Source organism: Psychrobacter sp. Pi2-51 (genome assembly GCF_904846665.1).
GTDB lineage: Bacteria > Pseudomonadota > Gammaproteobacteria > Pseudomonadales > Moraxellaceae > Psychrobacter > Psychrobacter glaciei.
The window spans coordinates 1-21,208 of the sequence record NZ_CAJHBP010000022.1; the positions used below are offsets into that span (position 1 = coordinate 1).

The 21,208-nt window shown below is 43.4% G+C and carries 19 protein-coding genes; 17 read left to right on the plus strand and 2 right to left on the minus strand.

From position 1 onward, the window contains the following. Window positions 1–129: 129 nt before the first annotated feature. The 9 genes from JMY08_RS10930 to JMY08_RS10970 all read left to right on the plus strand — a co-directional run bounded on the left by JMY08_RS10930 (window position 130) and on the right by JMY08_RS10970 (window position 9,415). The gene (locus tag JMY08_RS10930; RefSeq protein ID WP_201593329.1) at window positions 130–1,245 is read left to right on the plus strand and encodes a hypothetical protein; all 1,116 of its coding nucleotides are present in this window, start codon (window positions 130–132) and stop codon (window positions 1,243–1,245) included. Then, window positions 1,242–2,324: a glycosyltransferase gene (locus JMY08_RS10935; RefSeq protein WP_201593331.1), complete on the plus strand. Its 1,083-nt coding sequence runs from the start codon at window positions 1,242–1,244 to the stop codon at window positions 2,322–2,324. The genes JMY08_RS10930 and JMY08_RS10935 overlap by 4 nt, the downstream gene beginning before the upstream one ends. 49 nt (window positions 2,325–2,373) lie before the next feature. Beyond that, window positions 2,374–3,513 (plus strand): glycosyltransferase family 4 protein, encoded by a 1,140-nt coding sequence (locus JMY08_RS10940; RefSeq protein WP_201593342.1) that lies wholly within the window; start codon window positions 2,374–2,376, stop codon window positions 3,511–3,513. 9 nt (window positions 3,514–3,522) lie between these two features. Then, on the plus strand, window positions 3,523–4,146 hold the full coding sequence (locus JMY08_RS10945) for a sugar transferase (RefSeq protein ID WP_201593344.1): 624 nt from the start codon (window positions 3,523–3,525) through the stop codon (window positions 4,144–4,146). Next, window positions 4,139–4,798, plus strand: a complete 660-nt coding sequence (locus JMY08_RS10950) for an acetyltransferase (protein WP_201593346.1) — start codon at window positions 4,139–4,141, stop codon at window positions 4,796–4,798. Before JMY08_RS10945 ends, JMY08_RS10950 begins: the two co-directional genes overlap by 8 nt. A gap of 75 nt (window positions 4,799–4,873) precedes the next feature. Next, window positions 4,874–6,073, plus strand: a complete 1,200-nt coding sequence (locus tag JMY08_RS10955; RefSeq protein WP_201593348.1) for a DegT/DnrJ/EryC1/StrS family aminotransferase — start codon at window positions 4,874–4,876, stop codon at window positions 6,071–6,073. 114 nt (window positions 6,074–6,187) lie between these two features. Continuing rightward, the gene (locus JMY08_RS10960; protein ID WP_201593349.1) at window positions 6,188–7,645 is read left to right on the plus strand and encodes a capsule assembly Wzi family protein; all 1,458 of its coding nucleotides are present in this window, start codon (window positions 6,188–6,190) and stop codon (window positions 7,643–7,645) included. A 257-nt stretch (window positions 7,646–7,902) separates the two neighbouring features. Then, window positions 7,903–8,790, plus strand: a complete 888-nt coding sequence (gene folD / locus JMY08_RS10965) for a bifunctional methylenetetrahydrofolate dehydrogenase/methenyltetrahydrofolate cyclohydrolase FolD (protein ID WP_201593350.1) — start codon at window positions 7,903–7,905, stop codon at window positions 8,788–8,790. A gap of 106 nt (window positions 8,791–8,896) precedes the next feature. Then, window positions 8,897–9,415, plus strand: a complete 519-nt coding sequence (locus JMY08_RS10970; RefSeq protein ID WP_010199010.1) for a phosphate-starvation-inducible protein PsiE — start codon at window positions 8,897–8,899, stop codon at window positions 9,413–9,415. Between the two features lie 64 nt (window positions 9,416–9,479). On the opposite strand, the gene corA is transcribed toward JMY08_RS10970, so the two are convergent. Beyond that, the gene (corA, locus tag JMY08_RS10975) at window positions 9,480–10,634 is read right to left on the minus strand and encodes a magnesium/cobalt transporter CorA (RefSeq protein ID WP_413786701.1); all 1,155 of its coding nucleotides are present in this window, start codon (window positions 10,632–10,634) and stop codon (window positions 9,480–9,482) included. Between the two features lie 137 nt (window positions 10,635–10,771). Then, window positions 10,772–11,161 (minus strand): DUF2237 family protein, encoded by a 390-nt coding sequence (locus JMY08_RS10980; protein ID WP_201593352.1) that lies wholly within the window; start codon window positions 11,159–11,161, stop codon window positions 10,772–10,774. 479 nt (window positions 11,162–11,640) lie between these two features. Here JMY08_RS10980 and JMY08_RS10985 point away from each other — a divergent pair, with 479 nt between their 5' ends. The 8 genes from JMY08_RS10985 to hisS all read left to right on the plus strand — a co-directional run bounded on the left by JMY08_RS10985 (window position 11,641) and on the right by hisS (window position 21,183). Next, window positions 11,641–12,936, plus strand: coding sequence for an ATP phosphoribosyltransferase regulatory subunit (locus tag JMY08_RS10985; RefSeq protein WP_201593353.1), 1,296 nt, complete (start codon window positions 11,641–11,643; stop codon window positions 12,934–12,936). Window positions 12,937–13,062: 126 nt separating this feature from the next. Then, entirely contained in the window at window positions 13,063–14,352 is a 1,290-nt protein-coding gene (locus tag JMY08_RS10990; RefSeq protein WP_010199020.1) for an adenylosuccinate synthase, read from the plus strand. Window positions 14,353–14,643: 291 nt separating this feature from the next. Then, window positions 14,644–15,075: a nucleoside-diphosphate kinase gene (gene ndk / locus JMY08_RS10995; RefSeq protein ID WP_189586527.1), complete on the plus strand. Its 432-nt coding sequence runs from the start codon at window positions 14,644–14,646 to the stop codon at window positions 15,073–15,075. Between the two features lie 300 nt (window positions 15,076–15,375). Next, window positions 15,376–16,605: a 23S rRNA (adenine(2503)-C(2))-methyltransferase RlmN gene (gene rlmN, locus JMY08_RS11000; RefSeq protein ID WP_010199027.1), complete on the plus strand. Its 1,230-nt coding sequence runs from the start codon at window positions 15,376–15,378 to the stop codon at window positions 16,603–16,605. Window positions 16,606–16,870: 265 nt separating this feature from the next. Next, window positions 16,871–17,806, plus strand: coding sequence for a type IV pilus biogenesis/stability protein PilW (pilW, locus tag JMY08_RS11005; RefSeq protein ID WP_227679664.1), 936 nt, complete (start codon window positions 16,871–16,873; stop codon window positions 17,804–17,806). Beyond that, the gene (locus JMY08_RS11010; RefSeq protein ID WP_189586623.1) at window positions 17,803–18,621 is read left to right on the plus strand and encodes a helix-turn-helix domain-containing protein; all 819 of its coding nucleotides are present in this window, start codon (window positions 17,803–17,805) and stop codon (window positions 18,619–18,621) included. The genes pilW and JMY08_RS11010 overlap by 4 nt, the downstream gene beginning before the upstream one ends. A gap of 54 nt (window positions 18,622–18,675) precedes the next feature. Continuing rightward, a complete protein-coding gene (gene ispG / locus JMY08_RS11015) occupies window positions 18,676–19,791 on the plus strand; it encodes a flavodoxin-dependent (E)-4-hydroxy-3-methylbut-2-enyl-diphosphate synthase (RefSeq protein WP_010199030.1) in 1,116 nt (371 codons plus the stop codon). A gap of 90 nt (window positions 19,792–19,881) precedes the next feature. Next, window positions 19,882–21,183, plus strand: a complete 1,302-nt coding sequence (gene hisS / locus JMY08_RS11020) for a histidine--tRNA ligase (RefSeq protein ID WP_201593357.1) — start codon at window positions 19,882–19,884, stop codon at window positions 21,181–21,183. Window positions 21,184–21,208: the final 25 nt, after the last annotated feature.

Sequence of the window (21,208 nt, forward strand, 5' to 3'; positions counted from 1 at the left end):
ACTGTACTCCTATATTTTTCATTGCCACACTAATATTTACAATGTTGCGAATAATTTTAAATGAAGGTCAAAATTTAGAATTTATTTTTTATAAAAAAGTCTTTTTTTGCAATAGGTATTGATACTTAAATGAATAAAATTATTGTAGCCTTACTTAGCTTGATTCTGATGTTTGGTTACTTTAGTTTCTTCGGAATAAGGTTGCTGCCACTGATTTTCTTGTTACTTATAATAATTATATTAACTTCTATTATTTTTAATAGTTTTATTATTGAAAAAGACATCTCTCTTATTATAGCTAGTGTATTGACTTCTATTGTATTTGTATTTTCAATTTACACTGGTTCTTTTGATTTTTTTGCAGGCTTACTTGTATTTTTTACACTTTCACACTGGCCTTTGTTTGTAAATATAAAGAATCCACATAGTTTATCTAATAGTGTATCGGCTATGTATATATATTCAGGTATAGTTTTATCACTAGGTCTATTTATACAAATTTTTATGTTTAAATTCCTAGGGTTATCTTTTGGTAAGATTGATTTATATGGTGGAAAAAGATTAGCTTTTGCATTTACTTGGCAAGATTATAGTTTTTTATCTTTATATTTTGCTAGCTGTATACCTCTTGTTTTAAGCCATAATTTTAAGATTAAATTTTTTTTAAAGTTAGTCTTAATTGCTTTTTTAATTGTAGCTTCTTTGTCTACTACCGCTAGAACTGGTTTAGCATCTCTAATTTTGACTATGGTGTTATATAGTGCATTAAATATAGATAAAGTTATTGTAAATAAAAAACTATACTATGCTTGTCTTATTACAATTCTGGCATATCCTTTATTTGTTTTTTTAAAAAAAGATTTTATTCTTATTGAAAGAGAAATTACAGTAAGTTCGAGTGGGCGTACTGAAGGATATGCTGAGGGTATAAGTTATTTTACAGATAATATTTTATTAGGTTCTATTTTTGACCCTATTCGTTATAGAGATACTATAGGTGTAATACCACACAACTTATTTATTTACTTGGCTGTTGTTGGTGGTTTATGTTTAGTGGTCTTTACTATTTTTTGGCTACTAACAATTATGTTGAAAGTTTACAGATTGGATTCAAAAGAGTTAGTCTACTCTTTTATAATCTGCCTTATCGGCTTTCAGTTTATCCCATCTATATTTTCTGGTTATTTTTTCTCTATATTAATATCTATAATTTTCATTAATTACAAATATCGAGTTAATCCATGAAAATACTATTTATAATTACTGGTCTTGGCATGGGTGGTGCAGAGCACGTAGTTGTCAACTTGGCAGACGCATTGGTTGCGCGTGGTCATGAGGTGAAGATTGCTTACCTTACAGGTGAGGCATTAGTTTTACCTTCTAATCCGGATATAGAGGTGGTGTTTCTTTGTATGGTTAACGGCAAAGATGCCTTTAGAGCCTGCATTAAAGTAAGAGCATTAGTAAAAAAGATGCAGCCTGACGTTGTGCATAGCCATATGTTCCACTCAAACCTATTAGCAAGACTATTACGTTTAACCATTAATATTCCCACCCTCATCTGTACTTCGCATAGTAAAGATGAGGGTGGTCGGCTTAGAATGCTGGCGTATCTTCTAACCGATAAACTCGCTGATATTTCGACTAATGTCAGTCAAGATGCTGTAGATTCGTTAGTGGCAAAAGGCGCAACGACTACTAATCGTATGGTGTCTGTACCAAACGGTGTAGATACCAATAAGTTTTTTTTTAATAATGTTGTTCGTATTTTAACTCGTAACGAGTTAAAAATAGATAATGTAAATATAATATTAGCTGTGGGTAGGATGCATAAAGCTAAAGATTACCCAAATCTATTAAATGCCATAGCATCTTTAAAAGTAATGCGTCAAGACTTCAAGGTTTTGATCGTGGGTGATGGACCTTTAAAAGAAGAAGTGACTTCGTTAGCTGAAAGATTAGGTATTACTGATGTGATCAGTTTTTTGGGGATAAGACGCGATATTCCAGCTTTGATGTCAGCATCTGATGTTTTTACTTTATCATCTGCTTGGGAAGGTTTTGGGCTCGTTGTTGCAGAAGCAATGGCTTGTGAGCGCGTTGTAGTTGCCACTAATTGCGGCGGTGTCAACGAAGTGATTGGCTCTAAGGGATTTCTAGTTGAACCAAAAAACAGTGAGCTATTAGCAGTAGAGCTTAATAAAGCTCTAAATTTAAATATAGCTGAACGCTTTGAATTAGGTATTGCTGCACGAAAGCGTATCATTGATAATTATTCTTTGGAAGCCAATGTCGAAGCTTATCTTGAGCTTTACAACTCCTAAACATTTAGAATAAGTATTTGAACTCTTCATAATAACAATGAATTAATAAATGAAATTCTTAATAATAGCTAGCTATTCACCCTCTATTCTAAAATTCCGTGGCGCACTCATTGCAGCAATACAAAGTGCTGGTTTTGAAATACATATTGCCGCGCCTGAGTTTGATAGTTATCCTGAAGAGCACGACCAACTTAAAGCACTTGGTTATATCGTCCATGATATACCTATGCAACGTACTGGAACTAATCCTGCCACAGATGCAAAAACGTTATTAGCACTTTATCAATTGATGAGAAAGATTAAACCTGACTACATGATGGCTTATACGATCAAGCCCGTTATCTATGGATCATTAGCAGCTAAACTTGCTTGTGTTCCACAGCGTTTTGCCTTGATCACCGGCTTAGGTTATGCCTTTCAAGGAGCGGATGCAGTAGATTATAAAAAGTCTAATCTACAAAAGATCATGCATAAGCTTTATTCCGTAGCACTAGCCTCGACGCATAAGGTGTTTTTTCAAAATCCTGATGACGAAGCTTTATTTAAATCTACGGGTATCTTAAAGCCTACGGCATCGACCAAAGTCGTTAACGGCTCTGGGGTTGATGTATCAGAATATAATGTCGTTCCTTTTCCTATTATAAATAATAAACCAGCTCCTCGTTTCTTGTTGATAGCCCGTTTATTAGGGGATAAGGGAGTCAAAGAGTACGCTCAAGCAGCTCAACTGGTAAAAGATAAACACCCACAAGCAGAGTTTGATTTAGTAGGATGGATCGATGACAACCCTGATTCTATCGAGCAGCAAGAATTAGATAAATGGATCGATGACGGTTTGCTAAAGTTTTGGGGTAAGCTTAGCGACGTTCAACCAGCAATTGCAGCGAGCTCTATTTATGTACTGCCCTCTTATCGAGAAGGTACTCCGCGTACTGTGCTAGAAGCAATGGCGATGGGACGTCCTATTATTACTACTGACGCACCAGGTTGTCGTGAAACAGTGATTGATGGTCAAAACGGCTATTTAGTGCCTGTCAAAGCCGTAACCGAATTGGCTGCTGCCATGGAGCGTTTTATCGTTAATCCAGAGCGTATTGAACAAATGGGTAAGGCGTCACGCCAACTGGTAGAAGAAAAATTCGATGTTCATGCGGTCAACCGAACGATGCTCAATGAAATGGGCTTATAAGGAATAACAATGATAAAACGTCTCTTTGATATCACTGCCGCGACTGCTGCCTTAGTTGCTTTATCTCCGGTATATGCCATCACCGCCTATAAAGTTAAACAAAATTTAGGCTCGCCAGTGCTATTTCGTCAGACGCGTCCAGGTTTAGACGGCACACCGTTTGAGATGATTAAGTTCCGCACGATGAAAGACGCCATAGATAGCGACGGTAATCCTTTACCGGATAGTGAGCGCTTGACTGATTTTGGTAAAGCACTACGTAATAGTAGTTTGGATGAGTTGCCTGAGCTGTGGAATGTCGTCAAAGGTGAGATGAGCTTAGTAGGACCACGTCCCTTATTGATGGAATATATGCCTTTATATAATTCAGAGCAGTCGCGCCGCCATAATGTTCGTCCCGGTATTACGGGTTATGCGCAAGTGAATGGACGTAATGCCATCGGTTGGGATAAGAAGTTTGCGCTTGATACGTGGTATGTCGATAATCAATCATTATGGTTAGATATTAAGATATTACTTAAAACAGTAAAAAAAGTAGTCATCAAAGATGGTATCAGTGCCGATGGTGAGGCGACGATGAGTAAATTTACTGGTTCTCAAAACAATGCAGCTCTAGAAAATAGCTATGAGTAAGATATTTGCCGTCTATGGCGCGTCAGGCTGTGGTCGTAGCTTAATGCCAGTTGCTGTTGAGCAGTTACAGAGGTTAGATGGTGACGCAGATAGCCAAATCGTATTCATTGACGATGCATTGGACGAAGATACTAATGTCAACGGCTATACGGCGATGAATTATGAAAAATTTAAAAGTATACATAGCGACGATAAATTTGTCCTGATTGCCATTGCTAATAGCAGTATTCGTCAAAAGATAGCAAATAAATTATCTAAAAATGGTATCTCACTGTGGACAGCACAGGCAACGACTACCTTAATCATGGATGGAGTCAGTATCGCTGCTGGTGCAGCGCTCAGTCCCTTTGTCACTATCGCTGCTAATGTCACTATCGGTAAATGCTTCCATGCTAACCTCTATAGTTATGTGGAGCATGATTGTATAATCGGCGATTACGTTACCTTTGCACCGCGTGTCAGTTGCAATGGCAATATTCATATCCATGATCATGCCTACATCGGGGCAGGGGCAGTTATCAAGCAGGGTACGCCTGATAAGCCATTAATTATTGGTAAAGGTGCTATCGTCGGTATGGGTGCAGTCGTGACGAAAGATGTACCAGCAGGTGCGGTAGTGGTTGGTAATCCTGCACGACCACTCAATAAATAAAAATAAGACTCACAATCAAATATTTAGTTGTAAGTCATGAATCATCAATTATAAATAAGCACCATCGAGGCAACTATGCTAAACACCCCTTTTTCACCTTGGCCAAGCTTTACTCAAGAAGAGGCCTATGCTGTCAGCCAAGTATTATTATCTAACAAGGTAAACTATTGGACCGGACAAGAAGGTCGTCAGTTCGAGCGTGAGTTTGCAGAGTGGGCAGATAGTGAATATGCGATTGCCATGGGTAATGGTACACTAGCATTAGATGTGGCTTTACAGGCACTTGGTATTGGCGCAGGCGATGAAGTCATCGTTACCCCGCGTACCTTTATCGCTAGTATCTCATCCGTTGTTAATGCTGGTGCTACCCCGATCTTCGCCGACGTCGATGCTGCTACTGGTAATATCACTCCTGAAACTATTCGAGCCGTGCTCACTGAACAGACCAAAGCCATCGTTTGTGTGCATTTGGCAGGTTGGCCTTGTGACATGGACGGTATCATGGCACTGGCAGATGAGCATAATCTATATGTAATTGAAGACTGTGCTCAAGCCCATGGCGCAAAGTATAAAGGTCGTAGCATCGGTAGTATCGGTCACATCGGGGCTTGGAGCTTTTGCCAAGATAAGATTATGACCACTGGCGGTGAGGGCGGTATGGTCACCACCAATGATGAATCGCTATGGCGAAAAATGTGGGCGTATAAAGACCATGGTAAGAGCTATGCGGCTGTCTATGAGACTGAGCATCCACCCGGCTATCGCTGGCTGCATGAGAGCTTCGGTACCAATTGGCGTATGACGGAGATGCAGGCAGTGATCGGGCGTATTCAGTTAGAGAGAATGAGCGATTGGACAGCTAAGCGCACTGTTAACGCCCAAGCGATATTAGCGGCATGCGCTAAATGGCAATCTAAAGGCTATCTTTCTGTACCTAGATTGGAAGAGTCATTCGAATTTGTAGACTGTACCCATGCCTATTATAAGCTCTATGTCTATGTGCAGCCAGATAACCTACCTGATGACTGGTCACGTGACCGTATTATTGAAGAGATTGCTAACCAAGGTGTGCCTTGCTTCTCTGGCTCGGCCTCAGAGGTGTATTTAGAAAAAGCTTTTGATGGCACCGGTCTGCGTCCAGAGTCTAGATTACCAATGGCAAAACATCTTGGCGAGACCAGCTTGATGTTCTTGGTTCACCCTACGTTGACGATGGCAGAGGTTGAGCAAACCGTTCAAGCGATTGATAAGGTGTTTGGCTCAATGATTGTGTGAACGTCAGCGAAAATTTTACTAGGGCATGTTTAAGCCCGCTAGTGACAGTTTTTTGATAAATATGTGATAAGCAGTATCTGTAACCTAACCTCCATAATCAAAGAGTGATTACTCATGTATAAAAAGTTAAATGTGCTACTGGTTTTTGGGGTGTTATCGACGGCATCGATGCTGACATCAGCACAGAATCTGTATATGAACGACCTAAAACTCAAGGCGGACCTTGATTGGTTAAATACCCAAGGTGTGACGCAGATCAGCACCAGTACTTGGCCATTGACGGCTAATCAGATTAAACGTGGGTTACAGTCTGCCAATGCGCAGACAGTAGCACAGCAGCAGGTATTACAGTCGATACAGACTAGGCTTGCGCAAAACCGTGACTCTCTTGTCAAGGCCTCTGCTGGAGTGTACCTACAGACAGATCGAAAGCAGCTTCCACAGACATTTGCAGATGATCAGCTCGCTGGTCAACAAGCTACTGTAGGGGTGTCGCTTAGCGAAGCACAGTGGGAGTTCAATCTGCAAGCCAATGTAAAGAACGACGAGCTGATCGACGATGGCGATAACAATAACGATGTCAGTTTTGAAGGGTCATATATCGCTGGTACAGCAGCCAATCAGTGGTTGATAGCGGGTAAAATACCAGCATGGTGGGGTCCAGGGCAGGATGGCAGTCTCATTCGAGGAGATGCGAGCATTCCAGTCACAGGGATTACTATGCAGCGTGATACGCAAACCGCACCGAATTATAAATATCTGAATTGGGTCGGTCCTTGGCAGTATCAGCTATTTGCTGGTCAGCTCGACGATTATGAGGCCATTCCAGACGCCAAGCTGTTTGGGGCACGACTGACTGCCAATCCACTACCTTGGCTAGAAGTAGGCGCGTCCCGTACCTTTATGTGGGGCGGCGAAGGTCGACCTGAGAGCTTAAGCTCTTTTGGTGATGCTGTTTTGGGTACCAAAGATAATGCAGATAACGGTGATGTCGATGGCGACCCCGCCAATCAACTCGGTGGCTTTGATGCACGATTAAGTCTTATGCCTTTGGTTAATATACCCGCTGGTGTCTACGCTCAGTATGTGGGTGAGGACGAGGCAGGCGGTCTGCCATCTAAAAACATGTATCTCGCTGGTGCAGACTATGCTTCTGAGGCTTATGGCAAGCCTTATCAGCTTTATACTGAATATACAGATACGCGTACTGGTGGTGAATCACGTGGCATATCTTATGATCATGGTACTTATACCGATGGCTATTATCAGCAAGGCTATCCACTGGGGCATGCGCTAGGCGGCGATGCTGAGAGTATTGCAGTTGGCGGTCGATTGTGGCTAGATGAACGTAATTTCCTGCATGCAAAGTTGCAACATGCCAAAGTTAATCAAGCGAATGAGTCTGATAATCAAGCGTTTCCGACGACTGATAAGCTGACTGCTATCGATGTCTCTTGGGAGCACCAGCTACAGCCACTGACTAAACTGACGACTAGACTGTGGGCAGTGGATTCAGATACCCAATCAAGCGACATTGGAGCAGGTGTAGGGGTGGAGTTTCAGACCTACTAAGTGACAGGGTAATGAATGGTTCAGAATTCTGGGAAATCAAAGAACGGTCTACTAAATTATAGTGGACCGTTTTTTTATTCAATTTAGATCGTTATCGGTTGAATTGAGGACATGCCCCAATACAGGCTAGGATTTTTAGACGCAGGCAGGTACAATATCAGTATAAATCACACCTTGATTAAGGATAAGACAGGCATGCAAAGTATTTGCGCGCGCTGTCTTTATTTTTTTATATCGTACCCTCTATTGGAGTTACTATGTCTACCGCGCCTACTGCCCAAGAGTCCGCCACCGTTTTAGATGGCAAAGCACTTGCCAAACAAATAGAACAGCAACTACGCGTGCGCGTGGATACGATCAAGGATAAGACGGGACGCACCCCAAGCCTTGCGACGATATTGGTCGGTGATGATCCAGCTTCTGCCACTTATGTCCGTATGAAAGGTAATGCCTGTAAGCGTGTTGGTATGGACTCTATACGTGTTGAGATGCCGAGTATCACGACCACTGAGCAGCTCTTGGCTAAGATAGATGAGCTCAATAATAATCCTGATGTCCATGGCATCTTGCTACAGCATCCAGTCCCTGAGCATATCGATGAGCGTGCTTGCTTTGAGCAGATCGACTTGGCAAAAGACGTCGATGGCGTGACTTGTCTTGGCTTTGGTCGAATGGCGATGCAGCAGTCTGCTTATGGCTCATGCACACCGCAGGGCATCATGCATTTATTAGAGCATCATGGTATCGAGCTGGCAGGTTTGGAGGCCGTGGTCGTAGGGCGTAGTGCTATCTTAGGTAAGCCAATGGCGATGATGCTATTAAATGCCAACTGTACCGTAACTATCTGTCATTCAAGAACTCAAGATCTAGCGGCACATATCAAGCGTGCAGATATCGTTGTTGGGGCAGTAGGTGTACCTGAATTAATCAAAGCAGAGTGGATCAAAGCGGGCGCCGTCGTCATTGATGCAGGTTTCCATCCAACAGCTGATGGCGGTGTCGGTGATATTGAAATGCAAGGTATGGAAAATATTGCCAGTGCGTATACACCTGTGCCAGGCGGCGTTGGCCCAATGACCATCAACACACTGATTCGCCAAACGGTCGATGCAGCTGAAAAATCAGCTGGATTGAACGCTGGCTAAAAAGATAGTCATACGAATACTGATTGCCGATAAATAAGGGGTCTGAGTCTCCACAGTACAAAGACTCAGGCTAAATCAACCACATCTCAGTTGATAGGACTTAAACATGGCTAAAAAAAACGTAGGTATTCACGAGCGACTGCAAGGTATTGGTAGAGAGTTTGTCGATATCTGTCATTACGTTATTTTATTTTTAATCAGTGTGGTTGTCGTTTGGACCGCCGGTAAAGAGTTCGTTGGTATTATTCAAAAAGGCTCAGCAGATTTAAAAGATATCTTGATGCTATTCATTTATCTTGAGCTGCTCGCTATGATAGGTATTTATTTTAAAACCCATCGTCTGCCAGTACAGTTTTTGATATTTATTGCTATCACCGCTTTGTCACGGCACTTGGTCGTCGATGTCCAGGCCGTCTCAGATTATTTTCATTTATGGCTACTAGCGACGATTTCTGTGGCCATCATGCTATTGAGTGGCTCTATCGTGGTACTAACGTGGACGGCAAAAACATTCGGTCGTCCAGAGGACAATCTCGATAAACAGCATGCCAATCTAACGGTTAAAGCACTATTGCCTGATAATGCCCAAGCGCCTGATAGTCATACCAAGCACCGCCGTGAATAATTAGATAGCAATATAAAAAAAGAGCGACCAGTGGTTGCTCTTTTTTTACGGATGGCGTTTGGCATTACAGCCATTTCAATCTTTTGAAATTGTAGTACAAGTAACTACACAAAGCGATAATCACAGTCATGATAACAAGGTACGAGTACTTCCAATGCAGCTCGGGCATAAAATCAAAGTTCATCCCATAAATACCAGCGATCGCTGTGGGTACGGCTAAGATACCTGCCCATGCCGCAAGCTTACGCACGACTTCGTTCTGTCCCATAGTGACCATCGCCATATAGGTATTCATCACCACGCTGAGCATTTCATTGAGACCATTGATGGCATCTAGCGAGTGCAAAAGGTGATCGTTGACATCGCGAAAGTAAGGTTTTGCCGCTTGAGAAAATCCTGAGACCAGCTCACTTTTTTTGTGATTAATAAAAAAGCTACAGATGTCTTGCACCGGCAAAATAATGGCGCGCATATGTACTAGCTGAGATTTGAGCTCATAAAGATTTTTTAGAGTGCCCTTGTCAAACTCATAGGTAAAGACATAGCGCTCTTGCTCGCGCAAATATCGACCCAACCGATCGGTGATCGGCATATAATTATCCACGATAAAATCGAGTATGGCATGCAGTACAAATATCGGGCCCATACGCAGCTTTTCAGGGCGACGGTGACAATGTTCACGGACAGGCGCGTAGGAGTTTGACGGACCATTACGGATGGTAATCAGGTAGTTTTTGCCCATGAATATCGCGGTGGTGCCATAACGAATGACATTGTCCTCTAACTTCGCCGTACGCAGTACCACAAACACCATGTCATTGTCGTAGTTTTCGACTTTGGCACGTTGATGATCGGCAAAAGCATCTTCAATCGCCAATTCATGTAGACCAAAGGCTTCTTTTACTTTGACCATGGTCTCTAGACTGGGATCGTAGAGACCGAGCCAAATAAACTGACCATTATTGTTTAGCGCCCGACTGACATCATTGAGCGCTACTGTATCGAGATTTTCCCCAGTTTTACGGGAGTAGGCATAGCAGCTGACCACCTCATCCTCACTTGATGAGTCAATATCCTCATAGCGTTCAGAGTCGGGGTCATAGACCGTCATGGTCTCGATGGTGTCCTCAGTCGTGGCAGCGGCATCACCATAGATATAGCTATCATCATCGTCTAGATAGAGATGCTTGTCACTCATGCTGGCATAGATATGATCCATATTGGAATCAGGTGCAATATGAGCCGTTTTTTTAATCAATTGATTATTATCATTTTCCATATACTTTCCTGTCATATAATAAAAAACTTCAATAATCAAAATTTTTCATAAGCGCTGCTATCGTTTGCTCGCTTTATCTATAGTGCATAGCTTTTTAGGGTTTCAATATCGACCAAGCTTAATAAGCTTTCGTGACAAGCTTCTAGCTTTATTTGTGGCGCGATATCGAAATCTAGGGCTTCGACCCAGCGCAGCGCACAGATACACCAGTAATCACCGGGCTGTAAACCAGAAAAGTTATACTCAGGCAGCGGGGTGATAAGATCGTTGCCACGGCTGGCGGAGAAGTTTAAAAACTCGCTGGTCATCTTGGCACAAACGGTATGTTGACCGACGTCGTGATTGCCAGTATGACAAAAGCCATTGCGATAAAAGCCGGTAATAGGATCAAAGCAACAGCTGGCAAGGGCAGTGCCTAAGACGTTGCTTTGGTTCATGGCTGGGTTTGGGTGGTAATCAGATGACATAAGGCTTCCGAGATAAAAATATAGGGTAGTGTACCATGAGTCTGAGTCGAAAACGTGGTTCTCACCATGCTGCTGACAGTCTTCATTATACCAAGGCTATATTAACATTTTTAGTTGAACCACAAGGTATCTAACACGATTATAATCGCCGTGTCTTTGACAGTAATGACCAGCAATTAGATAGTGATTGTGGCGAATTGTCACTAGGCGAACCTTAACTGCTATGCTAAACTAAAGCATAAAGTGCCTTGGTGATTTATTAAGGTTTACTAGCGCATAAAGATACTCGTCTTATCGTCCTAACTTATACTTATTACTCACCCTTTTGCGGTTACCTAGTTTGTTTATAAATAATTGGGTCAATGATGTTGCGCGTTAAAAATAAAAATGCACATCGTCAATGCAATTGTAAAGATAACCTTTAAGTACCGCATCAGTACCGCGTTTTTGGTAAGCGATACGCCAAACAAGGATTTATTGTGTCTGTCAGTTCTGATTCTGCAAAACTTGCCCAGTTAAATACGACGAATGAAGCGGTGGCTCAGCCTGCCGAAAACACGGCTACCTCCACTAGCATGCCATATTTGAATAACTTTGCCAGCGACGTTGCCAATAGTTGGTTGCTGCCTGATGGGGTGGTGGATGTGCTGTTTGAAGATGCCCAAAAGCAAGAAGTGCTCAGGCACAAGCTTACGCAGCAGCTGATTACTCACGGCTATCAGTTGGTCAATCCACCAATGATTGAATTCACCGAGTCGCTGCTGAGTGATGCCTCAGAAGATCTAAAGCGCCAAACTTTCAAGATTATCGATCAGCTAACCGGTCGCTTGATGGGCGTGCGCGCTGATATTACCCCGCAGATTTTACGTATCGATGCACATCACGGTGGCACGGGTATTGCTCGTTATTGCTATGCAGGGGATGTGATTCATACCTTGCCGTCAGGGCTTTTTGGCTCACGGACGCCATTGCAATTGGGTGCTGAGATTTTTGGTTGCGGCGAATTGGCTGCCGATATCGAACTGATAGATGTGTTGTTTAGCATGGTGAATAGCTTGGATATGAGCGCCACCTTGCACATCGACTTGGGTCATGTGGCGATATTTAAGCGTTTGGCTGAATTGGCTGAACTGCCAGCGCACGATACTCAGCAGTTGATGAACTTGTATGCCAATAAGAATTTGCCAGAACTAAAGCGGGTTTGCCAAACACTACCGATGGGTGATGATTTTTACGCATTGGCGCGCTTTGGTCATGATATGGCGCATTTATTGGCAAAACTGTCAGCGACAGCACAGCAGGATACGCAAATCGCAACGGCTGTTGATGAGTTGCAACGTCTCACTGCCCATCTACAAGAGCAATGGCAATGTCCGGTCAGTATCGATGTGACAGAGCTGTCAGGCTATCATTATCATACGGGTATTGTCTTTAACGGTTATATCAATAGTGAAACCCAGCCGTTGGTACGGGGTGGACGTTTTGATGGTATGCAGAGCTATACCCAGCAGCCGCGTCAAGCCACCGGCTTTAGTATGGATGTCAGCCGTTTACTCGCGCATACGCAGCTTGATGCGCCAAGCATTGTGCTGGTGGATTATACCGCATTGCATAATGCCGATAAGACCCAGAAGCAGACGCTGTTACAACAAGTGGAAAGTCTACGTCAGCAGGGCTATCGCGTTACCATGCCATTAGATACTCAAGACCATCCAGCAGATGTCACGCATCGCTTAAGTTTCGCAGACAATGAGTGGCAGTTACAGAGCGTGTAAACACAGCTTTATTAAGCCATACTTAATGTTGCTATCGTGACTGTTATTTTTTGACGTTATCAAAATCATTTTAGTTTTTTAAACCGTTATTGCACACACCTCAATACATAAAGGTAAGGATTGATCATGGGTAAGAATGTCGTAGTTTTGGGTAGCCAATGGGGCGATGAAGGTAAAGGTAAGATTGTTGATTTACTAACCGAAAAAGCCTCAGCAGTTGCTCGCTTTCAAGGCGGTCACAACGCAGGTCACACGTTAGTTGTCGATGGCAAAACCACCGTCTTGCATTTAATCCCATCAGGTATCCTGCGTGAAGGCGTCACCTGCTTCATCGGTAACGGCGTGGTGTTAGCACCTGACGCACTGTTAAAAGAAATGAAAGAGCTGGAAGACAATAACGTACCAGTACGTGAGCGTCTGCGCATTTCACCGAACTGCCCACTTATCATGCCTTATCATGTCGCACTTGACCAAGCACGCGAAGCCAAGCGCGGTACTGGTAAAATCGGTACGACGGGTCGCGGTATCGGTCCTGCGTACGAAGACAAAGTGGCGCGCCGTGCCATCAAGCTTGCTGATTTATTCCGTGATGATTTAGAAGAAAAATTACGCAACTTAATCGAATATCATAACTTCCAATTGACCCAGTATTATAAAGTTGAAGCGATTGATTTTGATGAGACATTGAAGCTCTGTAAAGAGTGGAAAGAAGAGATTAAAGGCATGGTTACCGATGTGACTGAAGACCTTAATCAATTGCGCCTTGCTGGCAAGAACCTGATGTTTGAAGGTGCTCAAGGTACATTACTTGATATCGATCATGGTACTTATCCGTTTGTGACCAGCTCAAGCGTCACTGCTGGTGGCGTATCGACTGGTACTGGTATCGGTCCATTGTATTTAGACTACGTACTGGGTATCACCAAAGCTTACACCACGCGTGTTGGCAGTGGCCCGTTCCCAACTGAATTGTTTGATGATGTTGGCGCGCATTTAGCCAAAGTCGGTCATGAGTTTGGTGCCACCACTGGTCGTGCGCGTCGCTGTGGTTGGTTCGATGCCGAAGCCTTACGCCGTGCAGTGGTATTGAACTCACTATCAGGTATTTGCTTGACTAAGCTTGACGTGTTGGATGGCTTAGAAGAGCTGCTTATCGGTGTGGGTTACGACTTGCCTGAGACTGAATGTAAAGGCGCGCACGATGCTGAATTCTATGAGTCAGTGACGCCAAAATACGAAACCTTACAAGGGTGGAGTGAGTCAACCGTTGGTATCACCAATTATGACGACTTGCCAGAAAACGCCAAAAAATACATCAAGCGTATTGAAGCATTGATCGATTGCCCTATCGATATCATCTCAACTGGTCCTGACCGCGAAGAGACCATCGTATTGCGTGACCCATACGACGCGTAATTGCAGTAAAATCTTTATATTTGTCCCACTATTAATAGTTGTATTGAGTGATAAAACCCCAGTGCTGAGCATTGGGGTTTTTACTTTTATGCAAGGTACGGTCATAAATTAACCCTATCATTTATAGTCTTAATCATTATAATAGGCAGCAATCCTATGTTGGCGCTCATATTATCGTATTGATAGACAATGAGTTATTTAAGTTTGCCCAAGCCAGCATTGTGGCCAAAGATAAAACAAAGCATTGACCATTTTATTTTTATTGAATTTATCATTTATTAGGAGCTTTTCATGGCTAACGAACGTACTTTATCTATCATCAAACCTGACGCAGTTGCTGGCAACCACATCGGTGCTATCTATAGCCGCTTCGAGCAAGCTGGTCTAAAAATTGTTGCAGCAAAAATGATGCAACTTGATGACGAAAAAGCAGGCGGTTTTTACGCTGAGCACGCTGAGCGTCCATTCTACAACGATCTAAAATCTTTCATGATGTCAGGTCCAGTATTGGTATCAGTACTAGAAGGCGAAAATGCTATCGCTCAGCATCGTGAAATCATGGGCGCTACTAACCCAAAAGACGCTGCTGAAGGTACTATCCGTGCTGATTTCGCTAGCAGCATCGATGAAAACGCCGTTCATGGTTCAGATTCAGCTGAATCAGCTGCACGTGAAATCAGCTACTTCTTCAATGAAGATGAAGTTTGTGCACGTACGCGCTAGTAGCAGCAATTATTAATATCCGTTTGTAGTGTTGATTATTAATAATTAGTTTTGCAAGACGGCTTATATCTTATGGGTATAAGCCGTTTTAGCTATTATAATAATCCTATTATTCATTGAAATCTTTGATGACTTGCCTCATTATTGGTTTTACGTAGCGTTATCAATCCCTTATCAGCATGCTTTTATCAAATGCGCTCATAACGGATTGCTCATGCACTCATATATTATGTATGTATGACAACATCCATATAAACAATTGCACCGCTTATTTAAGCTTATGCAAAAAGGTTATCTATTATGTCCACTGTTCAATCACCGATCCAACATATCCCTACTAAGCTAACAGATAGTATCAAGCTAGTAGATGAAGCGCAGGCAAAAACCAACCTGCTAGGAATGACGCAAGCCCAACTTGCAGAGTATTTTAAGAGCATTGGCGAAAAGCCATTTCGCTCAACGCAGGTGGTTAGGTGGATATATCAGCAGGGTGTGACCGATTTTGAGCAAATGACCAATTTAAGCAAATCACTGCGCGATAAATTGTCAGCCAATGCTTGCGTCGTTCCGCCAAAAGTCATTCATCGTCAATACAGTGATGACGGCACGCGGAAATGGGTGTTCGAAGTGACTGGTGGCTCATTGGTTGAGACGGTACTGATTCCAGCAGATGACAGCAAGATAAATGGTCGTAAGACTTTATGCGTGTCTTCACAAGTTGGCTGTGCGCTGGATTGTAGTTTCTGTAGTACTGGCAAACAGGGCTTTGAGCGCGATTTAACGGCGGCTGAAATCATCGGACAATTATGGGTAGCTAATGCTTCTTATATGACTGACGAAAATGACAGCTTAGAAAACGTTGATCATAGCCTATGGGAAAATAACGTCACCAATGTGGTGATGATGGGCATGGGCGAGCCACTACTAAACTACAAGCCAGTGGTTGGCTCGATGGAGCTGATGCTGAGCGATCACGCCTATGGTTTGTCAAAACGTCGGGTGACATTATCAACCTCGGGTGTCGTACCCAAAATGTACCAGCTAGCGCAAGACATCGATGTGGCATTAGCGATTTCATTGCACGCACCCAATGATGAGCTGCGTAACGAGCTAGTGCCTATTAATAAAAAGTATCCGCTAGAAGAGTTGATGGCAGCCGCTCGCAATTATGTTTATGACGTCAATCCGCGCCATAAAAAGCATGTGACGATTGAATATGTGATGCTAGATGGTGTCAATGATAGCAATGAGCACGCTCATCAATTGGTTGCTTTATTAGGTGATTTGCCAAGCAAAATTAATCTGATACCGTTTAATCCATTCCCACATGCCAATTACGATAAATCAAGCAACAACCGTATCCACGCTTTTAGCAATATTTTAAGTGAAGCGGGATTTGTCTGTACGATTCGCCAAACCCGTGGTGATGACATTGATGCGGCCTGTGGTCAATTGGTCGGACAAGTTGCTGATCGTACTAGACGTTCGGCAGCGTGGCAGCAAAGCATTAAAGACCGTGAAAACGTGTAGGGTAATATGGTTTGAGGTAGCATAGAAGATTTAGAGTGGTATTGATAACTGAAGACGGTATTGATAGAAATCATGAACAGCCTATAAAGGTTTGATAATTAGCTGTCTTTTATCCATCACAACGGTAATAAAATTGTAGTCATAACCGCTAATAACCATGAAGGCAGCAATTAATAGTAACTAAATTGTACTTATGGGGGCTAAATCTATTAAACTGATGCTTCTTTGATCCCCTGTACTGAACCACAGTTTTATGATGGCGGCTATGATGACTTCTAAAGATTCTTGTCAGTTCAAATATCAAAAACCATTTCTTTCAGCGTTTAAACCGTTGATATCAGCGATTGAGTCACTGGCTACGCCAAAGCGTATGCTGCTGGCAAGTGCATTGGCAGGCTTGCTATTGAGCGGCTGTCAAAGTACGACGACCAATGATCTAACGGGTAGCACCCCCTATCAAACGTCCACGCGACCGACTAGCGATCGCAACTTGGATCAACAAGAGATTGCTCGTGTGCGCACTTCACTTGCCGCACAATATATCCGCAAAAACGAGCTTGATACCGCGCAGCGTCAGCTAGAAAAAGCCTTTGCTGCGGATAGCCGTTACGCGCCAGCCTATGATATGATGGGCGTTTTGTTGCAGCAAGAAGGCAGCCGCATCAATCTTGAAAAAGCCGACCAGTATTTTAAAAAAGCCATTGCGCTTGATAAAGATTTTGAGCAGGCGCACAATAATTATGGCGTTTATTTGTCGCAAATGAAGCGTTACAAAGAAGCAGCGGCGCAGTTTGAAATCGCTGGTGCAGCATTAGGCTATGAAGGCCGTATTGGGGCGTTAGAAAACTTGGGTCGCACCTATCTGCAACTCGATGATCATCCGGCAGCCGCCAAAGCATTCTTGCGGGCGTTGGATGGCAATCGCAACAGTATTATTGCCCATATTGAATTGGTAGATTTATTGCTTGAGCAGCAGCGTGTGCAACAAGCACAGCGGCTCTATGATGAGACTTTGATACTGGTACAAGGGCAGGGCATTAGCCCGCGCTTACTATTGCAAGGCATCAAAATTGCCGCTGCACAAAATAACAAAACAACGCGCCAGCAATTGGCACAGCAGCTTTTATCCGCTTATCCGTTAAGCGATGAGGCAAAACAACTTAAGACTTGGCTTAATAATCCAGAGGCACCATGGAAATGACCACCCCATCATCAAACACTCAATCTAACCAGCAGGGATCATTTGGTGCTGTATTGCAACAAGCCCGAAAAAATAAGCAAGTCAGCTTAGAAGAGGTGGCAGCTGAGCTATTTATTTTAAAACGACATCTACAAGCCCTAGAGAGTGAGAATTTCTCTGAGCTACCGCAAGCCGCTTTTGCTCGTGGTTTTGCGATTAATTATGCCAAATTTTTAGATTTAGATCCGGTAAAAATTGCAAGCAGCTTTGATGCCGCTTATCCCAAAGAGCTCAAAGCTCAATTGGCAAACAATACCGATACGCCTTTGCGCCCAATGGGTACATTGCAGCGTGATACTCATAACCGTATTCGTTTTAACCCTTTGTTAATCATAGGTGTTATCGGGCTAATCATCTTAGCGATATTTCTATTTCGTATGGTAAGCAATGCGAGCAAAGAAAATAACCAAGAACCAACCGTCGCTGTCGAGGACATATCAGCCGTCGAGCAAGCACAAGGTGCAGCGATTAATACGAATGCCAATGGGGTCGGCGCGTCTGGCTCTGCGCTCAATTTAGGCGGTGACACCAATACCAATGTGGCAGTTTTAGACGTCAAACTGACAGATGACGCCATTATCAGCATTACTGACGCTTCTGGTAGCAACTTGATGAATGGTGCGCAGACCGCTGGTGACTATAAATTATCAGGCATGCCACCATTTAATGTACAGATTGATAATGTCGATAATGTTAGCTTAATGCTGAATCAAGAAGCCGTCGCTCTAGATACTTATGCAACGGATAAGCAGGCCAGTTTTGAGTTGGCTCCTTAGTCTTTTTTGTATTTGAGCCTATTGCTTTTTTAGTTTTAATTAAAGGATTTATGTATGTCAATGCCATCGCCTATTAACCGTCGTTTGACCAAAAAAATCTATGTCGGTGATGTCGCGATTGGTGGCGATGCACCGATAAGTGTGCAAAGCATGACCAACACGGACACCTGTGATGTGGCCGCGACCGTGGCTCAAATCGAACGCTGCGTTGAAGCTGGTGCTGATCTGATGCGCGTATCAACGCCAACGATGGATACGGTCAAAGCCTTTGGTGAGATTCGAAAGCTGGTCAGTGTGCCATTGATTGCCGACGTACATTTTGACCATAAAATAGCGCTAGCGGTTGCCGAAGCGGGTGCAGATTGTCTACGTATCAATCCAGGTAATATCGGTAGCGATGCCAAAGTACGTGAAGTCGTCGCTTGTGCCAAATATCATAATATTCCTATTCGTATCGGCGTCAATGCTGGCTCATTAGAAAAAGACATTCAGCGTAAATATACAGAGCCGAATGGCGCGGCGATGCTGGAATCGGCGATGCGTCATATCGATATTTTAGAGCGCTTGAACTTTGATCAATACAAAGTCTCGGTCAAAGCCAGTAATGTATTTTTGACTATGGATGCCTATCGTCTTATCTCTGCCCAAATCGACAATCCGCTGCATTTAGGTGTCACCGAAGCTGGCGTTTATCGTACCGGTTCGGTCAAGTCCGCCATTGCTCTCGGTGGCTTATTATTGGACGGCATTGGCGATACCATTCGTATCTCGTTGGCAGCAGAGCCAGAAGAAGAAATTAAAATTGGCTTTGATATTTTAAAATCGCTCAATATTCGTTCTAATGGCGTGAACTTTATTGCTTGTCCGAGCTGCTCTCGTCAAGAGTTTGATGTGATTAGAGTGATGACCGCATTAGAGTCACGCTTAGAAGATGTGCGCGAACCGATGAATTTGTCAGTGATTGGCTGTAAAGTGAACGGCCCAGGTGAGGCGAAGGAATCTGATATAGGTATCGTTGGCGCTGCACGTAAGTCATTGGTCTATCGTATGGGCGAAAAAAGCCATCTTATCGACACCAATAACTTGGTTGATGAAATAGAAAGTATGGTTCGCGCGCATGCAGAAGAGCTGGCCAAGAAACGTGAGAATGAGATCATTCGGGTAAAATAAGCTGGGATAATTCAGATTCCGATAGCGCTCGTTGAAGCGTCACAACAATAATAGAATACTTGTTAAAATTTTTAAGGATATGACCGTACCATGATTAAAGCTATTAAAGGGTTTAATGATATTTTGCCTGACCAATCCGCAAAATGGCTGCATCTAGAGGCGATATTGGCTGATGTGCTGGGTAGATACGGTTATGAACATATTCGTCTACCAATTGTAGAACAAACTGATTTGTTTGCCCGTGCTATTGGTGGAGCAACTGATATAGTCGAAAAAGAGATGTATAGCTTTACGGATAAGTCTGAGCCACCAACACCATTAGCATTGCGTCCTGAAGGCACAGCTGGCGCGGTACGGGCAGTGATTGAACACAATCTACTGCGCGGCGATACACCAAAATTATGGTATATCGGCCCGATGTTCCGCTATGAGCGTCCACAAAAAGGTCGCTATCGCCAGTTTCATCAATTGGGTGTCGAGAGCTTTGGTAGTGCGCTACCGGATGCCGATGCTGAACTGATTGCCATGACGCATCTGATGTGGCAAGAGCTGGGTCTAAAAGATGAGATGCATTTGCAGTTGAATAGCTTGGGCGAGCTGGATGAGCGTCATGCTTATCGCGAGGCACTAGTTGCTTATTTAACCGACAAACAAGATCAGCTAGACGATGATAGCAAACGCCGCTTGACGACCAATCCATTGCGCATTTTAGACAGTAAAGAGGCGAGCACCCAAGCGGTATTGGCAGACGCGCCAAAGCTTGCTGATTTTTTAGGGGCAGACAGCGTCGCGCATTTTGAACAAGTGCAAGCGTATTTGACCGACCTTGGCATCAGTTTTGAGATTAACCCGCATTTAGTGCGTGGTCTTGATTACTATAACAAAACCGTCTTTGAGTGGGTAACCGACAAGCTTGGTAGTCAAGCGACGGTTTGTGCTGGCGGGCGTTACGATGGTTTGATCGGGCAGCTAAAGTCTATCGGCGGACGTGATGATAAAGACGACAAAAAACCAGTAAAGTCTGAGCCTGCGGTTGGTTTTGCTATGGGACTTGAGCGTTTATTATTGCTCATGGAAGCTGTCGCTCCGATTGCTGATGTGCCAGCTTGCGATGTCTTTGTCGTGGCTCACCCAGATGTTTATAGCGCGGGTATTAGCTATGCACAAAACTTACGCTATAGCCGCGCAGACTTACGGATAAAAATGGCCAGTGCGACTAGTCTGAAAGCGCAAATGAAAAAAGCGGATAAATCTGGTGCAGCGCTGACAGTTATTATTGCGCAGCAAGAGCTGGACGATCATACCATTAGCATCAAAGACATGCAGACAGGCGAGCAAAAGACCGTTATGCAAGACTGGTTGTCAAGTAAAGAGAGTTTTTCTCGAAAATAATCAGTTTTGGCTTTTTTGGTTTTCA

Coding starts and splice junctions, on each gene's coding strand:
- JMY08_RS10990 (WP_010199020.1), top strand. CDS start 13,063: ATGGGTAAGAATGTCGTAGTTTTGGGTAGCCAATGGGGCGATGAAGGT.
- ndk (WP_189586527.1), top strand. CDS start 14,644: ATGGCTAACGAACGTACTTTATCTATCATCAAACCTGACGCAGTTGCT.
- JMY08_RS10960 (WP_201593349.1), top strand. CDS start 6,188: ATGTATAAAAAGTTAAATGTGCTACTGGTTTTTGGGGTGTTATCGACG.
- corA (WP_413786701.1), bottom strand. CDS start 10,634: ATGGATCATATCTATGCCAGCATGAGTGACAAGCATCTCTATCTAGAC.
- JMY08_RS10970 (WP_010199010.1), top strand. CDS start 8,897: ATGGCTAAAAAAAACGTAGGTATTCACGAGCGACTGCAAGGTATTGGT.
- rlmN (WP_010199027.1), top strand. CDS start 15,376: ATGTCCACTGTTCAATCACCGATCCAACATATCCCTACTAAGCTAACA.
- JMY08_RS10935 (WP_201593331.1), top strand. CDS start 1,242: ATGAAAATACTATTTATAATTACTGGTCTTGGCATGGGTGGTGCAGAG.
- JMY08_RS10950 (WP_201593346.1), top strand. CDS start 4,139: ATGAGTAAGATATTTGCCGTCTATGGCGCGTCAGGCTGTGGTCGTAGC.
- JMY08_RS10945 (WP_201593344.1), top strand. CDS start 3,523: ATGATAAAACGTCTCTTTGATATCACTGCCGCGACTGCTGCCTTAGTT.
- JMY08_RS10940 (WP_201593342.1), top strand. CDS start 2,374: ATGAAATTCTTAATAATAGCTAGCTATTCACCCTCTATTCTAAAATTC.
- JMY08_RS10980 (WP_201593352.1), bottom strand. CDS start 11,161: ATGTCATCTGATTACCACCCAAACCCAGCCATGAACCAAAGCAACGTC.
- hisS (WP_201593357.1), top strand. CDS start 19,882: ATGATTAAAGCTATTAAAGGGTTTAATGATATTTTGCCTGACCAATCC.
- JMY08_RS10955 (WP_201593348.1), top strand. CDS start 4,874: ATGCTAAACACCCCTTTTTCACCTTGGCCAAGCTTTACTCAAGAAGAG.
- ispG (WP_010199030.1), top strand. CDS start 18,676: ATGTCAATGCCATCGCCTATTAACCGTCGTTTGACCAAAAAAATCTAT.
- pilW (WP_227679664.1), top strand. CDS start 16,871: ATGATGACTTCTAAAGATTCTTGTCAGTTCAAATATCAAAAACCATTT.
- folD (WP_201593350.1), top strand. CDS start 7,903: ATGTCTACCGCGCCTACTGCCCAAGAGTCCGCCACCGTTTTAGATGGC.
- JMY08_RS10930 (WP_201593329.1), top strand. CDS start 130: ATGAATAAAATTATTGTAGCCTTACTTAGCTTGATTCTGATGTTTGGT.
- JMY08_RS11010 (WP_189586623.1), top strand. CDS start 17,803: ATGACCACCCCATCATCAAACACTCAATCTAACCAGCAGGGATCATTT.